The following is a 17,810-nucleotide window of genomic DNA, read 5'->3' as shown; positions in this document are numbered from 1 at the left end:
CGAAATTTTTCGACCCTCCAAAATAAAACACGAAAAACCCCGAACACGAGGGAAAACACACCCAACCGAGAGACCGAGCCGGACCACGGAGCGGGCATGACGAAAAAAAACGGCACAAAGCGTTCCAAACGGGAATTTCGGGGCGGAAAGGAACATATCCGAACCCGGATACAGGAGGGAACAAATCGGGGAAAGGGAGGAACTACACAACAAAAAAGCCGCCCGCTTTTCGCGGACGGCCTACAAACAGACAAGAACTGCGGGAACTACTCCTCGGCAGTCTCCTCTTTCTTGGACTTCTTGGCGGGAGCCTTCTTGGCCTCGGCGGCCTCCATAGCGCTCTTGAGAGCAGCGAGACCGGCGATGTCACCGAGCGTAGTTTTCTCGACAGAAGCGTTGATCTTCTTGACGGTCGACTTGGTAGCGTCGGCAGCGGCACGCTTTTCAGCCTTCTCGGCAGCGGCCTCGGCCTTACGCACATCGTCGTAAGTACGCAAGTGCGACAGAGTGATACGCTTCGTAGCCTTGGAGAACTCAAGAATCTTGAACTCGATCTTGTCGCCGACCTTCGGCACGGAACCGTCCTCCTTGGTGAGCTGACGCGTGGGGCAGAAACCCTCGACGTTCTCGTCGAGCGAAACGACAGCACCCTTGTCGGTCATCTCGGTGATGGTACCCTCGTGTACGGAATCGAGCGGGAACTTGCTTTCGATACCGGCCCAGGGATTCTCCTCCAACTGCTTGTGACCCAACGACAGACGACGGTTGTCCTTGTCGATTTCGAGCACGACGACCTCGATGTCGGCACCCACCTGCGTGAACTCGCCGGGATGCTTGACCTTCTTGGTCCAAGAGAGGTCGGAAATATGGATCAGACCGTCGATGCCCTCCTCGATTTCGACGAAGACGCCGAAATTGGTGAAGTTGCGCACCTTGGCCGTGGTCTTGGTACCGACGGGATACTTGGTCTCGATTTCAGCCCACGGATCGGCCGAAAGCTGCTTGATACCGAGCGACATCTTGCGCTCGTCGCGGTCGAGCGTGAGGATGACGGCCTCGACCTCGTCGCCGACCTTCATGAACTCCTGAGCCGAACGCAGGTGCTGGCTCCACGACATTTCGGAAACGTGGATGAGACCCTCGACACCGGTGGCAATCTCGACGAAAGCACCGTAATCGGCCATGACAACGACCTTACCCTTGACCTTGTCACCGACCTTGAGGTTCTGGTCGAGCGCTTCCCAGGGATGGGGCGTAAGCTGCTTGAGACCCAAGGCGATGCGCTTCTTGGCATCGTCGAAGTCGAGGATGACGACCTGAATCTTCTGGTCGAGAGCGACGACCTCTTCGGGATGGCTGACGCGGCCCCACGAAAGGTCGGTGATGTGGATCAGACCGTCGACACCGCCCAAATCGACGAAGACGCCGTAGGAAGTGATGTTCTTGACCGTACCCTCGAGAATCTGGCCCTTTTCGAGCTTGGACATGATGACCTGCTTCTGGGCCTCGAGTTCGGCCTCGATGAGTGCCTTATGCGACACGACGACGTTGCGGAACTCCTGGTTGATTTTGACGACCTTGAACTCCATGGTCTTGTCGACGTAGACGTCGTAATCGCGGATGGGCTTGACGTCGATTTGCGAACCGGGCAGGAACGCCTCGATACCGAAGACATCGACGATCATACCGCCCTTGGTGCGGCACTTGATGTAACCCTTGATGATTTCGTCGTTCTCCAACGCCTCGTTGACGCGGTCCCACGACTTGAGCTGGCGCGCCTTCTTGTGCGAAAGGGCCAGCTGACCGTTGCGGTCCTCGGCGGATTCGACGTAAACCTCGATTTTGTCGCCGACCTTGAGGTCGGGATTGTAACGGAACTCGGAGACGGGGATGATAGCCTCGCTCTTGTAACCGACGTTGACGATGACCTCGCGCTTGGAAAGGCCCGTCACCGTACCCTCGACGACCTCGCCCACGTTGACGTTGGACAAAGTCTTGTCATAAGCCGCAGCGATTTCGTCCTTGGACTGGCTGTAAACACCCAAATCGTTCTCGAATGCGTTCCAATCGAAATTCTCGTTGGCGACCACGTTGTTGTTTGCTTCCATAGATGGAATGATGTGCGATACAATCGCTCGTTAAAAGGTTGATAATGTTATACATCCGCCGCTACGCGCACAAAGCGCCCGCGCGAAATGCCTGCAAAGATACGAAAAGCCGAGCGCAATGCCAAATTTATTTTGAGCATGCCGAGGGGGGGGGTATCTAAGACGAAGTCAGAGTACGTACTTTCCCGAAAAAAACAAAATCAATCGGTCACAACGAGAATCTGGTGGCGCAAACGGTTGTCGGGACGCAACGGGCTGTCGTCCTCCAACTCGTCGATGAGGACGTCGGCGACCTCGTCGTCGAGGATGGCCCCGCCGTCATATTCGAGCCCCTGGTAATTCTTGAAAATATAATCGCTCGAAGCGAGCCTGTAAACCCTGCCCTCGCGCAGCTCGGGAAACCGCACGTCGAAAGCCCGGTCGGATTCGTCGACGAGGATGGTGTAAGGCGTGGTGAGAATCAAATCGAGCCGGTGCCCCTCGCGGGTGGGCTCGTTATACTTGGTGACGATCATGCGCCGAATCTGCCCGGGGGTCATCTTCATGGTGGCGATGCGGGTGCCGAAAGGCTCCAAATCGTAGATACGCGCCCGGCTGACGTCGCCCGCGGGAATGGCGTCGAGCCGCACGCCGCCGACATGGTACACGCCTATGTCGGCGTCGGCCTCGTCGGCAATGGCTTCGGCCATCCAGTTGGCAAGCCCGGCCTTGTCGGCCCTGGCAGCGAAACTGCCGATGGACCTGTTGAGTTCGGCATCGGCGTAATAACCCTCGACTTGGGCAGCGAACGCAGCGTCGGGCGCATAATCGTCCAGCGACACCACGCGGAAATCAACACTCTGGACCTTATGTCCCCGCAGCCGGACGGTGGAGACGCCGAGGTTCTTCAGATTCTTGCCGGTCTGGGTGAGCAAAGTACCGTTGATAAGCGTATCGAGAACGACGTGGGTATGACCTCCTATAACCAAATCGAACAACTGGGTCTTGCCGAGCAGTTCCATGTCGCGGTCGTCGCCCATATGGGAAAGGAGAATCAGCACATCGACCTTGGGCCGCAGGATAGCGGCATACTTGACGGCTTCGGCCTGCGGGTCAGGAAAGGCGAGCCCGACGAACGACGAACGGTTGCCGGCAGGATGGCCGGGCCCCTCGTAATTGGTGACGGCGCCGATGACCCCGATACGGACCCCGCCGCGCCGGAAAACGGCATAGGGAGCGGGCTGGGGAAAAGTGAGGGTATCGGAGAAGATGTTGGCGCTGACGACCTCGAACTCCATACTGTCGAGCATCCGGCCGAGGTAAGCCTGCCCGTGGTCGAACTCGTGGTTGCCGAACGTAGCGACGTCATAATGCAGGCGGTTCATCAACTCGATGATAGGCTTGCCGGGAGCGGGAACCTTATCGACGAAAGCGTTGCCGGTCCAACGGTCGCCCGCGTCGACGAGCAAAACCAAATCGGTCGTATCGCGGCATGCCTGGACGGCGGCGGCCAACAACGGGAAACGCTGGATTTTGGCGTGCATGTCGTTGGTAGAGAGGACGACGAGCGTCCGCTCGCGCGGAGCGCAAGCCGCCGCGAAAAAGAAGACCGCGAAAAAAACCGAACGGAAGAAATGTCTCATATTTGCAGTATTGTGGTCAATATTGGTTTGCGATGGCCAAAATTACGAAATAATTTCTATCTTTACATGCTGTAACAATGAATAATCCGCACCCACCCATGGCCGACACCATCCGCATAGTCTGCGACAACCTCGGCGGCGAAACCGAAGTCGCGGCGGGCACCCCGCTCTCGGAACTGGCCGCACGCCTCGCCCCGGGCCGCCACCCGTTTCTGGCGGCCGAAGTGAACAACCGCATCAAGGAACTCGACTACCGGATATACACCCCGGTGACGGTGCGGTTCGTAGACGTCACATCGTTCGCAGGCATAAGGGTCTACCAACGCACGGCGTGGTTCATCCTGCAAAAAGCCGTGGGCGACCTCTACCCGGGCCGCACGCTCCACATCCGCCACTCGCTGGGCCGCAGCGGATTCTACTGCGAAATCGAAGGCACGGACGAAATCGGGACGGAAGAAGCCGAAGCGCTGCGCCGCCGGATGCACGAAATCGTCAGGGCCGACCTGCCGATACGCCGCACGCGGGCCCTGACGACGGAAGTGCGCAACCGCTATGCCGAATCGGGCTATGCGGACAAAATAGAACTGCTGGACACGCGCCCGCGGCTTTACAGCGAATACTACACGCTGGACGAAACGGTGGGCTACTTCTACGGAGCGCTGGCCCCCTCGACGGGCTACATAGGCCTGTTCGGGATAGAACCCTACTACAACGGATTCTACCTGGCGCTGCCGCTCCGCACGGCCCCGGACCGCATACACACGGACTACTACCAGGAAAAGATGTTCGGCATATTCCGCGAGTACCAATCGTGGGTGGAAATCATGGGCGTGCCGACCGTGGGAGCCGTGAACTCGAAAGTACTGGCGGGCGATGCGGGAGGCATGATCAAACTGGCCGAAGCGTTCCATGAACGCAAATTTGCGTGGGTGGCCGACGAAATCTACGAAGCGAACCTAAGGCGCGGAACGCGGATGGTACTGATTTCGGGCCCCTCGTCGAGCGGCAAGACGACCTCGGCCAAGCGGCTGGGCATCCAATTAGGCGTACTGGGACTGAAACCGGTAATGATTTCGCTGGACGACTACTTTGTGGAACGCGAAAAGACCCCGCGCGACGAAAACGGCGAATACGACTACGAAGCGCTGGAAGCCATCGACCTGGGACTCTTCAACAACCATCTGCGCCGTCTGATGGCGGGCGAGAGCATCGACATTCCGCGCTACGACTTCATCACGGGCAAGCGGACGAAACACGAAACGCCGCTGACGCTGGACGAGAGGTCGATACTGATTATCGAAGGCATACACGGACTGAACCCGCGGCTGACCCCCTCGATACCGGACGCGCAGAAATTCCGCATCTACATCTCGTGCTTCACGTCGGTGGCGATGGACAACCTGACGCGCATATCGACGACGGACAACCGCCTGCTGCGCCGCCTGGTCCGTGACCACGAACAACGCGGCGCCGACGCGCTGGCGACCCTGGGCCGCTGGGCGAGCGTGAGACGCGGCGAAGAAAAACACATATTCCCGTACCAAGAAAACGCGGACGTGATGCTGAACTCGTCGCTGTTCTACGAAATATCGGTTCTGCGCCCCTATGCGGAGAAGATGCTGCGCGAAGTACCGGACACGGTGGCGGAATACGACGAAGCACGGCGGATGCTGAAATTCCTGGACAACTTCATCCCGATACCGCCCGACGAAATCCCGCCGACGTCGATTCTGCGGGAATTCATCGGCGGGAGCAGCTTCAAATACTAAGCGAAACATGCAAAGCGAAAGGTGAAAAGTATGGCAAGCGCCGATGAAAGCCCTCCCACCTTTCACCTTTAACTTTTCACCTTGATTATGACATCAAACCCTTGCTAAAATATGTTCGACAATTTTTCCGCACGCCACATCGGCGTCAGCAATGAAAAGGAACTGAGCGAAATGCTCCGGACCATAGGAGTGAAGACGGTAGACGAACTGATCGGACAGGTCATACCCTCCTCGATCCGCCTGAAGAAACCGCTGGCCCTGCCCGAGGGGATGAGCGAATACGAATTTGCGGCCCACATCCGGGCGCTGGCCGACCGCAACCGCCCGCTGCGCTCGTTCATCGGCATGGGCTACTACCCGACGGCCGTGCCGGCGGCGATAACGCGCAACGTATTCGAGAACCCGGCGTGGTACACCTCGTACACCCCCTATCAAGCGGAAATCTCGCAGGGCCGCTTAGAAGCGCTGCTGAACTTCCAAACCGCGGTCATCTCGCTGACGGGCATGGAAATCGGCAACTGCTCGCTGCTGGACGAAGGCACGGCGGCGGCCGAAGCGATGGCGATGATGTACTCGCTGCGCACGCGCGAAGCGGTGAAAGAAGGCCGCAACCAACTGTTCGTAGACCGCAACATATTCCCGCAGACGCTGGACCTGCTGCTGACGCGCAGCGAACCGTTCGGCATCGAACTGATCGTAGACGACTACGACCAATATGAATTCACGGGCCGCGAATTCGGCGCGATAATACAATACCCTGCGGCCGACGGTTCGCTGCGCGATTACACGGACTTCGCGGCGGCGGCCCATGCCAAGGGAGCGCTGGTGACGGCCGTGGCGGACCTGCTGGCGCTGGCGCTGCTGAAAGCCCCGGGCGAATGGGGCGCCGACATCGCGGTAGGCTCGGCCCAGAGACTGGGACTGCCGATGGGGCTGGGCGGCCCGGGCGCGGGCTACATGACCACGCGCGAAGCCTACAAGCGCAACATGCCGGGCCGGATAATCGGCGTATCGGTAGACCGCCTGGGCAACAAGGCCCTGCGCATGGCGCTCCAGATGCGCGAACAGCACATCAAACGCGAACGCGCGACGTCGAACATCTGCACGGCGTCGGCGCTGATGGCCTCGATGGCGGGCTTCTACTGCGTGTACAACGGACCGGAGGGACTGCGCCGAGCAGCGGAAACGGCCCACCGGGCCGCGGTGACGGCAGCCCGGGCGCTGGAAGCGCTGGACTACAAACTGACGTCGCAGGAATTCTTCGACACGCTGGAAACGGAAGCGGAAGCGGCCGTAGTACAATCGCTGGCGCTGGAATGCGGCATCAACTTCTACTATCCGACGGAAGGAACGGTGCGCATGTCGTTCGACGAAGTGACGACGGCGGCGGAAATCGAGGAAGTGGTGCGCATCTTTGCCGCAGCCAAGGGCAAACGGATCAAGGCGGTAAAACCCGCCACGGATAACGCCCTGCCGCCGACGCTGCGCCGCGCGACCGCCTATCTGCAAGAACCCGTCTTCAACAGCTACCGCTCGGAGAGCGCACTGATGCGCTACATCAAGAAGCTGGAACTGCGCGACATATCGCTGGCGAACTCGATGATTTCGCTGGGCTCGTGCACGATGAAACTCAACGCGGCGGCGCTGATGCAACCGCTGTCGCTGGCGGGATTCCAGAACATGCACCCATTTGCCCCGGCGGACCAAGCCGAGGGCTACATGCAGCTGATCCGCGAACTGGAACAAGACCTGGCGACGATAACGGGGCTGGCGGCCTGCTCGCTGCAGCCCAACTCGGGCGCGGCGGGCGAATACGCGGGACTGATGGTCATCCGGGCCTACCACCAAAGCCGCGGCCAAGGCTACCGCAACATCGTACTCATACCGGCCTCGGCCCACGGCACGAACCCGGCGTCGGCGGCGATGGCGGGAATGAAAATAGTGACGGTAGCTTGCGACGAAAAAGGCAACATCGACGTAACGGACCTGGAAGCCAAGGCGAAAGAACACGCCTCGGAACTATGCGGCCTGATGGTGACCTACCCCTCGACGCACGGCGTATTCGAGAGCCGCATCCGCGACATCGTGGAAATCGTACACGATGCGGGCGGCCAAGTTTACATGGACGGGGCGAACATGAACGCGCAGGTGGGTCTGACGAACCCGGGCTACATAGGCGCAGACGTGTGCCACCTGAACCTGCACAAGACCTTTGCGATGCCCCACGGCGGCGGCGGACCGGGCGTAGGCCCGATCTGCGTGGCGGAACACCTGCGGACGTTCCTGCCCTCGCACCCGGTGATGCCGACGGGCGGCGAAGAAGGCATCACGGCGGTGGCGTCGGCACCGTGGGGTTCGGCGCTGCTGCTGCCCATCACCTACGGCTACATCCGCATGCTGGGCGAAGCGGGTTTGCGCCGCGCCACGGAGATGGCGATCGTCAATGCCAACTACATGTCGTCGGCGCTGGCGCCCGAATACCGGACCTACTACACGGGCGAAACGGGCCGTGTGGGCCACGAAATGATCCTTGACCTGACCAACTTCAAGAAAGACTACAACATCGACTGCGGCGACATAGCCCACCGCCTGATGGACTACGGATTCCATGCCCCGACCCTCTCGTTCCCGGTACACGAGACGCTGATGGTGGAACCTACGGAATCGGAACCCAAGGCGGAGATGGACCGCTTCGTGGAAGCGCTGGTACGAATCAAACGCGAATGCGAAGCGGCGGCGGACGAAGCGGACAACGTAGTGGTGAACGCTCCGCACACGGCCGAAGAACTGGCGGGCGACTGGACCCACCCCTACACGCGCGAAGAAGCGGCCTACCCGCTGGCGTGGGTGCGCGAAGCGAAATTCTATCCCCATGTGACGAAGATAGACAACGGCTACGGAGACCGGAACCTGTGCTGTGTGAATGTGGAATAAATTTTGAAAGCGGAGGAATTTGGACTACCTTTGCGACCTAAAAAACCGAAAAGCAATGAAAGCAGAACAAAACAAGATGGTCGGTGTGGACTACAAACTGACCGTAGACGGACAAATCGCCGACCAGTCGCGCCCGGGACAACCCCTCGAATTCATCTTCGGGACGGGGATGCTGCTGCCGAAATTCGAGGCGGCGATCGAAGGCAAGGAACCGGGCGAGAAAGTGACGTTCACGCTGGAACCCAAGGACGGATACGGCGAATACATGGCCGAAGCGGTAGTGGACCTGCCGAAAAACATATTCATGGTGGACGGAAAGGTAGCCGAAGACATCCTGTTCGAGGGCTCGCAGGTACCGATGAGCGACGCCCAGGGCAACCGCATGATGGGCGTGGTGAAAGAAGTGGGCGACGAAACGGTGAAGATGGACTTCAACCACCCGATGGCGGGCAAGACGCTGAACTTCGAGGTGGAAGTGGTGACCGTGCGCGACGTGACGCCCGAAGACCTGCAAGGCCACTGCTCCTGCGGCTCGTGCGGAGGAGACCACGACTGCGGCGGCGAATGCGGCCATGACGACTGCGGCTGCGGCAGCCACGAACACGACGGCCACTGCAACTGCCACTAAACACACGAAGACGGGCCGGAGCCCGGAAGAAAAAGATGAGAGGAAAAACCTTTCATCTTTTTTTATTGACGACGAATCGCTATATTTGCACGAATCAAACCACACGAATGTCCCGACTGAGAAAGATGACCGCGGCGGAAATCGCGGCAGCGGAAAAAAACGGCACGACGGCCGAAGACTGGTCGCAAATCGCTGTAAGCGAAGGCTTCGACCCGGCGCAAGTAGAACGGAGCCGACTGGAAGGGCGTGTGGAAATCGGAGAGGGAGCCCGCATTGTCCGCTCGCGGGTGAAGAACTACCGGATAGGCCCGGGCACGCTGGTCGAAGACGTGACGGCGCTGGAATGCCGCCGCCGGACGACGTTCGGAAACGGAGTGAAAGCGGCGACGATGAACGAATGCGGCGGCCGGGCGGTAGCCATCTGCGACCGGCTGTCGGCGCAAACCGCCTACCTGCTGGCAGTCTACCGCCATCGGCCGAAACTTATAGAAACGCTGGAAAAAATCATCGGCGACTACGCCGAAACCCGGGCGTCGGAGACGGGCGAGACGGGCCGCGACTGCCGCATAAGAGGCGCCCGGTTCATCCGCGAAACCCGGCTGGGCGACGGCGTGGAAATAGACGGGGCGTCGATACTGGAAAACGGGACGCTGTGCGACGGAACGCGGATAGGCCCGGACGTGAAAGCCTACGACTTCATAGCGGCGGAAAACGCGCGAATAGACAACGGAACGACGCTGGAACGCTGCTTTGTGGGCGAAAGCTGCCGCCTCGACAAGGGATTCACGGCGGCGGAATCGCTGTTCTTCGCCAACTGCCACTGCGAAAACGGCGAAGCGGCGTCGATATTCGCAGGCCCCTACACGGTATCGCACCACAAATCGTCGCTGCTGATAGCGGGCATGTTCTCGTTCTTCAACGCGGGCAGCGGCTCGAACCAAAGCAACCACCTGTTCAAGAGCGGAGCCGTACACCAGGCGGTACACCTGCGCGGCTGCAAATTTGCAAGCGGCGCCTATATCATGTCGCCCGCCATCGAAGGAGCCTTCACGATGGTCAAAGGAAACCACGCCGACCACCACGACACGGCGATATTCCCCTACTCCTACCTGATGGAAAAGGAGGGCCGCTCCTACCTGCTGCCGGGAGCCAACCTGACGAGCTACGGCACGGTGCGCGACCTGGAAAAATGGCCCGCCCGCGACCGCCGAACGGTAGGCCGCGACGTGATAAACTTTGAAGAACACAACCCCTGCGTGACGGGAACGATGCTGCGGGCCGTAGACACGCTCCACATGCTGCGCGACCAAGACCCGGCGGCGGGACAATACGCCTACGGCAAGACGGTGGTCCGCGCGACGGCCCTGCAACGCGGCATCAAACTCTATGACAAAGCCATCGTAGCGGCGCTGGGCGCGATGCTGGACGGCGGAACGTCCGACCCCCGCTACGACGGAACGGGCCGCTGGATAGACGTGGCGGGCCAATACATCACCAAACGCGAGACGGAAGCGATAGCGGACGACATAGAAACGGGCGCGCTGCGGACCCTGGAAGAAATCGACAACCGGTTCCGGGTATTCCATGTACACTATGGAACATACGCCCGCAGCTGGGCCGAACAGATCTATGCGTCGCTGCTGGGCCACACCCCCACGGCCGAAGAGATCCGGGAAGCCATCGAAGCGGGCCGCAACGCCCACGCCGCGATGCGCCGCACGACCGACGCCGACCGCGACCGCGACTGCTCCCTGGCGCTGGCGGTGAGCTACGGAGCCGACAGCGAAGACGAAACGGAAATCCGGGCGGACTACCGGGCGGTGAGAGGGCTGAAATAGGAAACGTTTGCGGTACGCGGAGTGCAGAACCGAACCTATTCGGGCTGCCGTGACGGAAAAACCTGCGAAAATCGAACACAAAACAAAACGACGAAAATATGGAACCCGAAAGAATCAAGGTACTGATAATAGGCAGCGGCCCTGCGGGCTACACCGCGGCCATCTACACGTCGCGGGCCAACCTCGGACCGGTGCTCTACGAAGGCATCGAACCGGGCGGCCAACTGACGACGACGACCGAAGTGGAGAACTTCCCGGGCTATCCGGAGGGAGTGGACGGCAACCAGCTGATGGCCGACCTGCGCAAACAAGCCGAACGCTTCGGAACCGAAATCCGCACGGGCACGATAACGACGGCGGACCTGTCGTCGCGGCCGTTCCACATCGTAGTGGACGGGACGAAAGAAATCGAAGCCGAAAGCATCATCATAGCGACGGGTGCCACGGCGAAATACCTGGGGCTCCCCTCGGAGACGAAATACCGCGGCCAAGGGGTGAGCGCCTGCGCGACGTGCGACGGCTTTTTCTACCGCAAGAAAGACGTGGCGGTAGTGGGCGGCGGCGACACGGCCTGCGAAGAAGCGACCTACCTGGCATCGCTCTGCCGCAAAGTCTACATGATAGTCCGCAAACCCTATCTGCGGGCCTCGAAAGCGATGCAGGAACGGGTATTCAACACCCCCAACATCGAAGTGCTCTTCGAGCACAACACGGCCGAAGTGCTGGGCGACGAAACGGGCGTAACGGGAGCCCTGCTGCGCAAGAACGACGGCACGGAGACGAAGATAGACATAGCGGGATTCTTCCTGGCGATAGGCCACCATCCGAACACGGAACTTTTTGCGGACCAGCTGGAACTGGATGCCGAGGGATATATAAAGGTAGAAGCCGGAACGTCGAAGACGAACATCGAAGGAGTATTCGCGGCGGGCGACGTGAAAGACCCCCACTACCGCCAAGCCATCACGGCGGCGGGCTCGGGCTGTGTGGCTGCGCTGGACTGCGAACGGTTCCTGCTGAGATAAACGCGACGGAGTGAGCTTCGCAGTCACCATACTGGGGTCGTCGTCGGCCAAACCGACCGCCACGCGCCACCCGTCGGCGCAGGTGGTGAACATACACGAACAGCACTACCTGGTCGATGCGGGCGAAGGGACCCAACAACAGATGGCGCGCGCGGGCATCAACCCGCTGAAACTGCGGGCCGTATTCATATCGCACCTGCACGGCGACCATGTGTACGGGCTGTTCCCGCTGCTCTCAACGCTGGGCCTCTACGGCCGCCGCACGCCGCTGCCGATTTATGCCCCGGCGCCGCTGGGCGAAATACTGACCGCCCACCTGCGCTATTTCGACAGCGACCTGCCCTACGAAACGGAGTGGCACGAAGTACGGACGACGGAGCACACGCTGCTGCTGGAAAACCGGACGCTCGAAGTGTGGAGCATTCCGCTGCGCCACCGGATAGCGACGGCGGGCTATCTGTTCCGCGAGAAAACGCCGCCGCTGAACGTCGACAAATTCAAGATTGCGAAATACGGCCTTACGATTGCGCAGATTGCGGCAGCGAAACGGGGCGAAGCGGTGACGCTCGACACGGGCGAGACGATTCCGAACGAAGAACTGACCTACCTGCCCTACCGGCCGCGAACCTATGCCTATCTGTCGGACACGGCCTACTCGGCCAAGGCGGCAGAACTGGCGGCGGGAGCGGACCTGATGTACCACGAAGCGACCTATGCGGCGGCCGAACGCAAGACGGCCCGGCAACGGGGCCACTCGACGACGGAAGATGCGGCCAAAGCAGCGCTGCGGGCGGGAGCCGGACGGCTGATAATCGGCCACTACTCGTCGCGCTACAAGGACGAACAGGTGCTGGTCGACGAAGCCCGCGAACTATTCCCGGAGACCTACCCGGCCGTCGAGGGAAGCACGTTCATGATAAAAAAGAGACGCCCCGACAGCGGGGCTGACAAAAACCGATGACGAAAGCAGAGATACAACTGGTCCGGGCGCTGGCCGACAAACGGGGTCGGACGGAACACGGGCTGTTCGTGGCCGAGGGCGAAAAACTCGTAAGCGAACTGCGCGCCTCGCACCTGCGAATCCGCAAGATATTTGCGCTGGAAGGAGTGTTCGAGGGACCGGAAGTGGAGACGGTAAGCCCGCGCGAAATGGAACGGCTGTCGCTGCTGAAGACGGCCAACAACTCGCTGGCGCTGGTGGAGATACCCCGCCATGACCTCGGAACGGCAGATGCGGACGAAGAACTGGTGCTGGCGCTGGACGAAGTGCAGAACCCCGGCAATTTGGGGACCATCGTCCGGCTGGCGGACTGGTTCGGGATAACCGACATCGTCTGCTCGGAAAACTCGGCCGACTGCTTCAACCCCAAGGTGGTGCAGGCGACGATGGGGGCGATTCTGCGGGTACGGGTACACTACACGAACCTGCCGCAGTTCCTGAGCGAAGCAGCGAAACGGGGCACGGAAATCTATGGCACCTTCCTGGAGGGCGAAAACCTCTACGACACGCCGCTGACGCCGACGGGAATCATTGTGATGGGCAACGAAGGCCGAGGAGTAACGGAAGCGACGGCCCGGACGGTGACCCGCAAACTGTTCATCCCACCCTACCCGGCCGACCGCCGGGGCTCGGAATCGCTCAATGTGGCGATGGCGACGGGAGTGGTATGCGCCGAATTCAGAAGAAGAACCGCGAAACCGAAACAGACTTAGATTCTTCGCTCCGCTCAGAATGACACGAGGGGACAAGGTTGTGCGGAGATGAGAAAACCAGCACGAAAACAAGCCGATAAATTTGGCATTGCGAGCGGGTTATCGTATATTTGTTGAGAAAAACGAACGACCATGTCGGAACACAAACTCAAGATAGGAATCACCCAGGGCGACCCGAACGGAATCGGCTGGGAAATCATACTCAAAGCGCTGGCGGACACCCGCATGACCGAAGTCTGCACTCCGGTCGTCTACGGCTCGGCCAAAGCGGCGGACTATTACCGCAAGACGCTGGCGGAACCGACCGAGACGACGTTTCACGCGGTCGCATCGGCCCATGAAGCCCGCCGCGGCAAAATCAGCATAGTGGACTGCGGAGAAACGGAACGCATAGAACCGGGGCAGGCGACGCCCGAAGCAGGCCGGGCAGCAGTGGAAGCACTGCGCCGTGCGATGCAAGACCTCAAGGACGGCTATCTGGACGCCTTGGTGACAGCGCCGTTCGACAAGGAGACGGTACAGAGCGACGAATTCCGCCACACGGGCCACACGGAATATCTGGGTGCCGAACTGGGCGGGGAACCGCTGATGATCATGTGCAGCGAAATACTGCGCATCGGACTGGTGACCAAGCACATCCCGGTCTCGGAAATCAGCCGCAACATCACGAAAGAAAAAATCGTCCGCGACCTGGAGACGATGCGCCGCACGCTTATCGAAGATTTCGGGATAGTAGAACCCCGGATAGCGGTCATGGCGCTGAACCCCCATGCGGGAGACGGCGGTCTGCTGGGCACGGAAGAGACGGAAATCATCAAACCGGCGATAATAGAAGCCTACGGCAAAGGCATATTGGCATTCGGTCCGTTTGCGGCCGACGGTCTGTTTGCGGGAGGCGGCTACACGCGCTATGACGGCATCTTGGCGATGTACCACGACCAAGGGCTGGCGCCGTTCAAGAGCCTGTCGCCGGACGGAGTGAACTTCACGGCGGGCCTTGGAGCGATCCGCACGTCGCCCGACCACGGGACGGCGTTCGACATAGCTGGACAAGACAAAGCCGACCCGCAGTCGATGCGCAACGCGATTTACACGGCCATCGACATCACAGAACACCGCCGAGCCTGGGCTGCCTGGACGGCGAACCCGCTGCCCCATGCGGAACGCGAACGCGGCCACCGCGACAACCCGGGGCGGGAAACGGGCCGGGCGGAACGCGAAGAATAAGACGCTACATGTTCGGGCGATGCTAAGAAGAAAAGCAGCGCGAACATGAACGATTCAAAAAACCGAACCGAATTCAAGCCCAACCGAGGCGAGAAAAAGCGCGCGAACGTGCCCGAAATCGGAAGAATATTATAACTTTGCAACGTAAAAACGGACAACCCAAGGCGTATTCCGTCTCGTAATTGTGGAAGCGCCGACGGCCCGAAACCAAACCGATACGAAAATGATCAAAATCACCTTTCCCGACGGCTCGGCGCGCGAGTACGAAAAGGGAACGACGGCCTACCGAATCGCGGAGAGCATCAGCCCTCGTTTAGCTGCCGACTCTCTGGCCGCCTCGGTAAACGGCGCGACGGTCGACATGACGCGCCCGATCGAAGAAGACGCTTCGGTCCGATTCTACAAATGGGACGACGCCGAAGGCAAACACGCATTCTGGCACACGTCGTCGCACCTGCTGGCCGAAGCGCTGGAAGCCCTCTATCCGGGCATCAAATTCGGCATAGGCCCGGCCATCGAAAACGGCTTCTACTACGACGTGGACAGCCCGACGCCGATAACGGAAGCCGACCTGGAAAAGATAGAACAAAAGATGCAGGAACTTGCGCGCAACAAGGAAGAACTGGTGCGCCGCGAAGTTCCGAAAGCCGAAGCCCTGAAAAATTTCACGGCAAAAGGCGACCCCTATAAAGTCGAACTGATAACCGACCTGGAAGACGGCACGATTTCGTTCTACACGAACGGCTCGTTCACCGACCTGTGCCGCGGCCCGCACATCCCGAACACGGGCTACATCAAGGCGATAAAACTGACCTCGGTGGCGGGAGCCTACTGGCGCGGAAACGAAAAGAACAAGATGCTGACCCGCATCTACGGCATTGCGTTCCCGAAGAAGTCGATGCTGGACGAATACCTTGCGATGATGGAGGAAGCGAAGAAACGCGACCACCGCAAACTGGGCAAGGACCTGGAACTGTTCACGTTCTCGCAACGGGTGGGCCAAGGCCTGCCGCTGTGGCTGCCGAAAGGAGCCGCCCTGCGCGACCGTCTGGAACAATTCCTGCGCGGAGTACAGAAAGAATACGGCTACCAGCAAGTAATCACGCCGCACATAGGAAACAAGGAACTCTATGTGACGTCGGGCCACTACGCGAAATACGGCAAAGACTCGTTCCAACCGATTCATACTCCGATTGAGGGCGAAGAATACCTGCTCAAACCGATGAACTGCCCGCACCACTGCGAAATCTACCGCTCGAAACCCCGCTCGTACAAGGAACTGCCTGTGAGACTGGCGGAATTCGGAACGGTATACCGCTATGAACAATCGGGCGAACTGCACGGACTGACGCGCGTACGCGGATTCACGCAAGACGATGCGCACCTGTTCGTACGGCCGGACCAACTGCTGGAAGAATTCGAGCGCGTAATCGACATTGTACTCTACATATTCAAGACGCTGAAATTCGACAACTATACGGCACAGATTTCGCTACGCGACCCGAACAACACGGAAAAATACATCGGCTCGGACGAAAACTGGGAAAAAGCCGAATCGGCGATCATGCAAGCGACCAAGGAAAAAGGACTGAACACGGTAGTGGAATATGGCGAAGCTGCTTTCTACGGCCCGAAACTGGACTTCATGGTCAAAGACGCCATAGGCCGCAAATGGCAGCTGGGCACGATTCAGGTAGACTACAACCTGCCGGAACGCTTCGACCTGACGTACAAGGGAGCGGACGACAAACTACATCGCCCGATTATGATTCACCGTGCGCCGTTCGGCTCGATGGAACGCTTCGTAGCCGTACTGCTGGAACACACGGGCGGCAAATTCCCGCTGTGGCTGTCACCGGACCAAGTAGTGGTACTGCCGATTTCGGAGAAGTTCAACGACTACGCGCAAAAGGTAACCGACTATCTGAACGCCCACGACATCCGTGCGCAGATAGACGACCGCAACGAAAAAATCGGCCGCAAAATCCGCGACAACGAACTTAAACGAATCCCCTATCTACTGATCGTAGGCGAAAAAGAAGCGGCGGAAAACCTGGTATCGGTCCGTGCCCAAGGCGAAGGAGACCAAGGCCAGATGCCGCTGGAAACCTTCAAAGACCGCATAACCGACCAGGTGAAAGCGGAAATGGAAGCCAACAAACTGAAGAGAGAATAACGGAAGCGGCGAAAACCGCGGCCCATTGTAACACAAACCAAAAACACATACAACTATCGCAGCACCGAAACCGTTCCCGCCGAGGCCGTTCAACCCCGGGAACAACCGACCGAAACCGGCAATGGGCGGACGCCGTCCGCCTGTCAAGGAAAATCCCCACCGCATCAACTCGGAGATAACAGCCCCCGAAGTACGTGTGGTAGGCGAAAACATCGAACAACCGCAAGTCCTTACACTCCGTGAAGCCCTGCGCCTTGCGGACGAAATGGAACTGGACCTGATCGAAATTTCGCCCAAAGCCGAACCTCCCGTCTGCCGGATTGCCGACTATCAGAAATTCCTGTATCAACAAAAAAAGAAAGCCAAGGAACTGAAAGCCAATCAGGTGAAAGTTACAATCAAGGAAATCCGGTTCGGACCCCAAACCGATGACCATGACTACAACTTCAAACTGAAACATGCGACGAACTTTCTGAAAGAAGGCTCGAAAGTCAAGGCCTATGTATTCTTCCGCGGCCGCTCGATCGTATTCAAGGAACAAGGCGAAATCCTGCTGCTGCGCTTTGCCACCGACCTTGAAGAAGTAGCCAAAGTAGAGATGATGCCCAAACTGGACGGCAAGAAGATGAACATGATGCTTGCCCCGAAAGGAAAGAAATAACCCCCTTTCGACAACCGCAACGTATGAGAAATTCATAATCGGAGAATCGTGCCGATTATGAATTTCTTGTATCTTTGCAAAACGACATACCGCCTGCGCGCTCTACCTG

The 17,810-nt window shown here is 59.2% G+C and carries 12 protein-coding genes; 10 read left to right on the top strand and 2 right to left on the bottom strand.

Annotated elements, in window-relative coordinates; genetic code table 11:
• Window positions 1-266 precede the first annotated feature (266 nt).
• Together rpsA and QVG21_RS01775 are read right to left on the bottom strand one after the other, a co-directional pair.
• Window positions 267-2,108 carry a 30S ribosomal protein S1 gene (gene rpsA / locus QVG21_RS01780; protein WP_251214847.1) on the bottom strand — a complete coding sequence of 614 codons (1,842 nt, stop codon included), beginning with the start codon at window positions 2,106-2,108 and terminating at the stop codon, window positions 267-269.
• A 200-nt stretch (window positions 2,109-2,308) separates the two neighbouring features.
• Window positions 2,309-3,730, bottom strand: coding sequence for a bifunctional metallophosphatase/5'-nucleotidase (locus QVG21_RS01775; RefSeq protein WP_287921554.1), 1,422 nt, complete (start codon window positions 3,728-3,730; stop codon window positions 2,309-2,311).
• A 98-nt stretch (window positions 3,731-3,828) separates the two neighbouring features.
• Here QVG21_RS01775 and QVG21_RS01770 point away from each other — a divergent pair, with 98 nt between their 5' ends.
• The 10 genes from QVG21_RS01770 to infC all read left to right on the top strand — a co-directional run bounded on the left by QVG21_RS01770 (window position 3,829) and on the right by infC (window position 17,701).
• Window positions 3,829-5,499: a nucleoside kinase gene (locus QVG21_RS01770; RefSeq protein ID WP_287921551.1), complete on the top strand. Its 1,671-nt coding sequence runs from the start codon at window positions 3,829-3,831 to the stop codon at window positions 5,497-5,499.
• Window positions 5,500-5,610: 111 nt separating this feature from the next.
• Window positions 5,611-8,433: an aminomethyl-transferring glycine dehydrogenase gene (gcvP, locus tag QVG21_RS01765; protein WP_287921549.1), complete on the top strand. Its 2,823-nt coding sequence runs from the start codon at window positions 5,611-5,613 to the stop codon at window positions 8,431-8,433.
• A gap of 55 nt (window positions 8,434-8,488) precedes the next feature.
• The gene (locus tag QVG21_RS01760; protein ID WP_287921545.1) at window positions 8,489-9,061 is read left to right on the top strand and encodes an FKBP-type peptidyl-prolyl cis-trans isomerase; all 573 of its coding nucleotides are present in this window, start codon (window positions 8,489-8,491) and stop codon (window positions 9,059-9,061) included.
• A gap of 107 nt (window positions 9,062-9,168) precedes the next feature.
• Window positions 9,169-10,899 (top strand): DUF4954 family protein, encoded by a 1,731-nt coding sequence (locus QVG21_RS01755; RefSeq protein ID WP_287921542.1) that lies wholly within the window; start codon window positions 9,169-9,171, stop codon window positions 10,897-10,899.
• 98 nt (window positions 10,900-10,997) lie between these two features.
• Window positions 10,998-11,924: a thioredoxin-disulfide reductase gene (gene trxB / locus QVG21_RS01750; protein WP_287921539.1), complete on the top strand. Its 927-nt coding sequence runs from the start codon at window positions 10,998-11,000 to the stop codon at window positions 11,922-11,924.
• Between the two features lie 10 nt (window positions 11,925-11,934).
• Window positions 11,935-12,885 carry a ribonuclease Z gene (locus tag QVG21_RS01745; protein ID WP_287921536.1) on the top strand — a complete coding sequence of 317 codons (951 nt, stop codon included), beginning with the start codon at window positions 11,935-11,937 and terminating at the stop codon, window positions 12,883-12,885.
• Entirely contained in the window at window positions 12,882-13,637 is a 756-nt protein-coding gene (locus tag QVG21_RS01740; RefSeq protein WP_287921533.1) for a TrmH family RNA methyltransferase, read from the top strand. Before QVG21_RS01745 ends, QVG21_RS01740 begins: the two co-directional genes overlap by 4 nt.
• Window positions 13,638-13,769: 132 nt before the next feature.
• The gene (pdxA, locus tag QVG21_RS01735; RefSeq protein ID WP_287921530.1) at window positions 13,770-14,864 is read left to right on the top strand and encodes a 4-hydroxythreonine-4-phosphate dehydrogenase PdxA; all 1,095 of its coding nucleotides are present in this window, start codon (window positions 13,770-13,772) and stop codon (window positions 14,862-14,864) included.
• A 223-nt stretch (window positions 14,865-15,087) separates the two neighbouring features.
• A complete protein-coding gene (gene thrS / locus QVG21_RS01730) occupies window positions 15,088-17,040 on the top strand; it encodes a threonine--tRNA ligase (protein WP_287921527.1) in 1,953 nt (650 codons plus the stop codon).
• 121 nt (window positions 17,041-17,161) lie between these two features.
• Complete coding sequence (gene infC / locus QVG21_RS01725; RefSeq protein WP_287921524.1) at window positions 17,162-17,701, top strand: translation initiation factor IF-3; 540 nt, start codon at window positions 17,162-17,164, stop codon at window positions 17,699-17,701.
• The last annotated feature ends 109 nt before the right edge of the window (window positions 17,702-17,810 follow it).

Source organism: Alistipes sp. UBA6068 (assembly GCF_949428155.1).
GTDB lineage: Bacteria > Bacteroidota > Bacteroidia > Bacteroidales > Rikenellaceae > Alistipes > Alistipes muris.
This window is presented reverse-complemented; position numbering and strand designations above follow the sequence as displayed.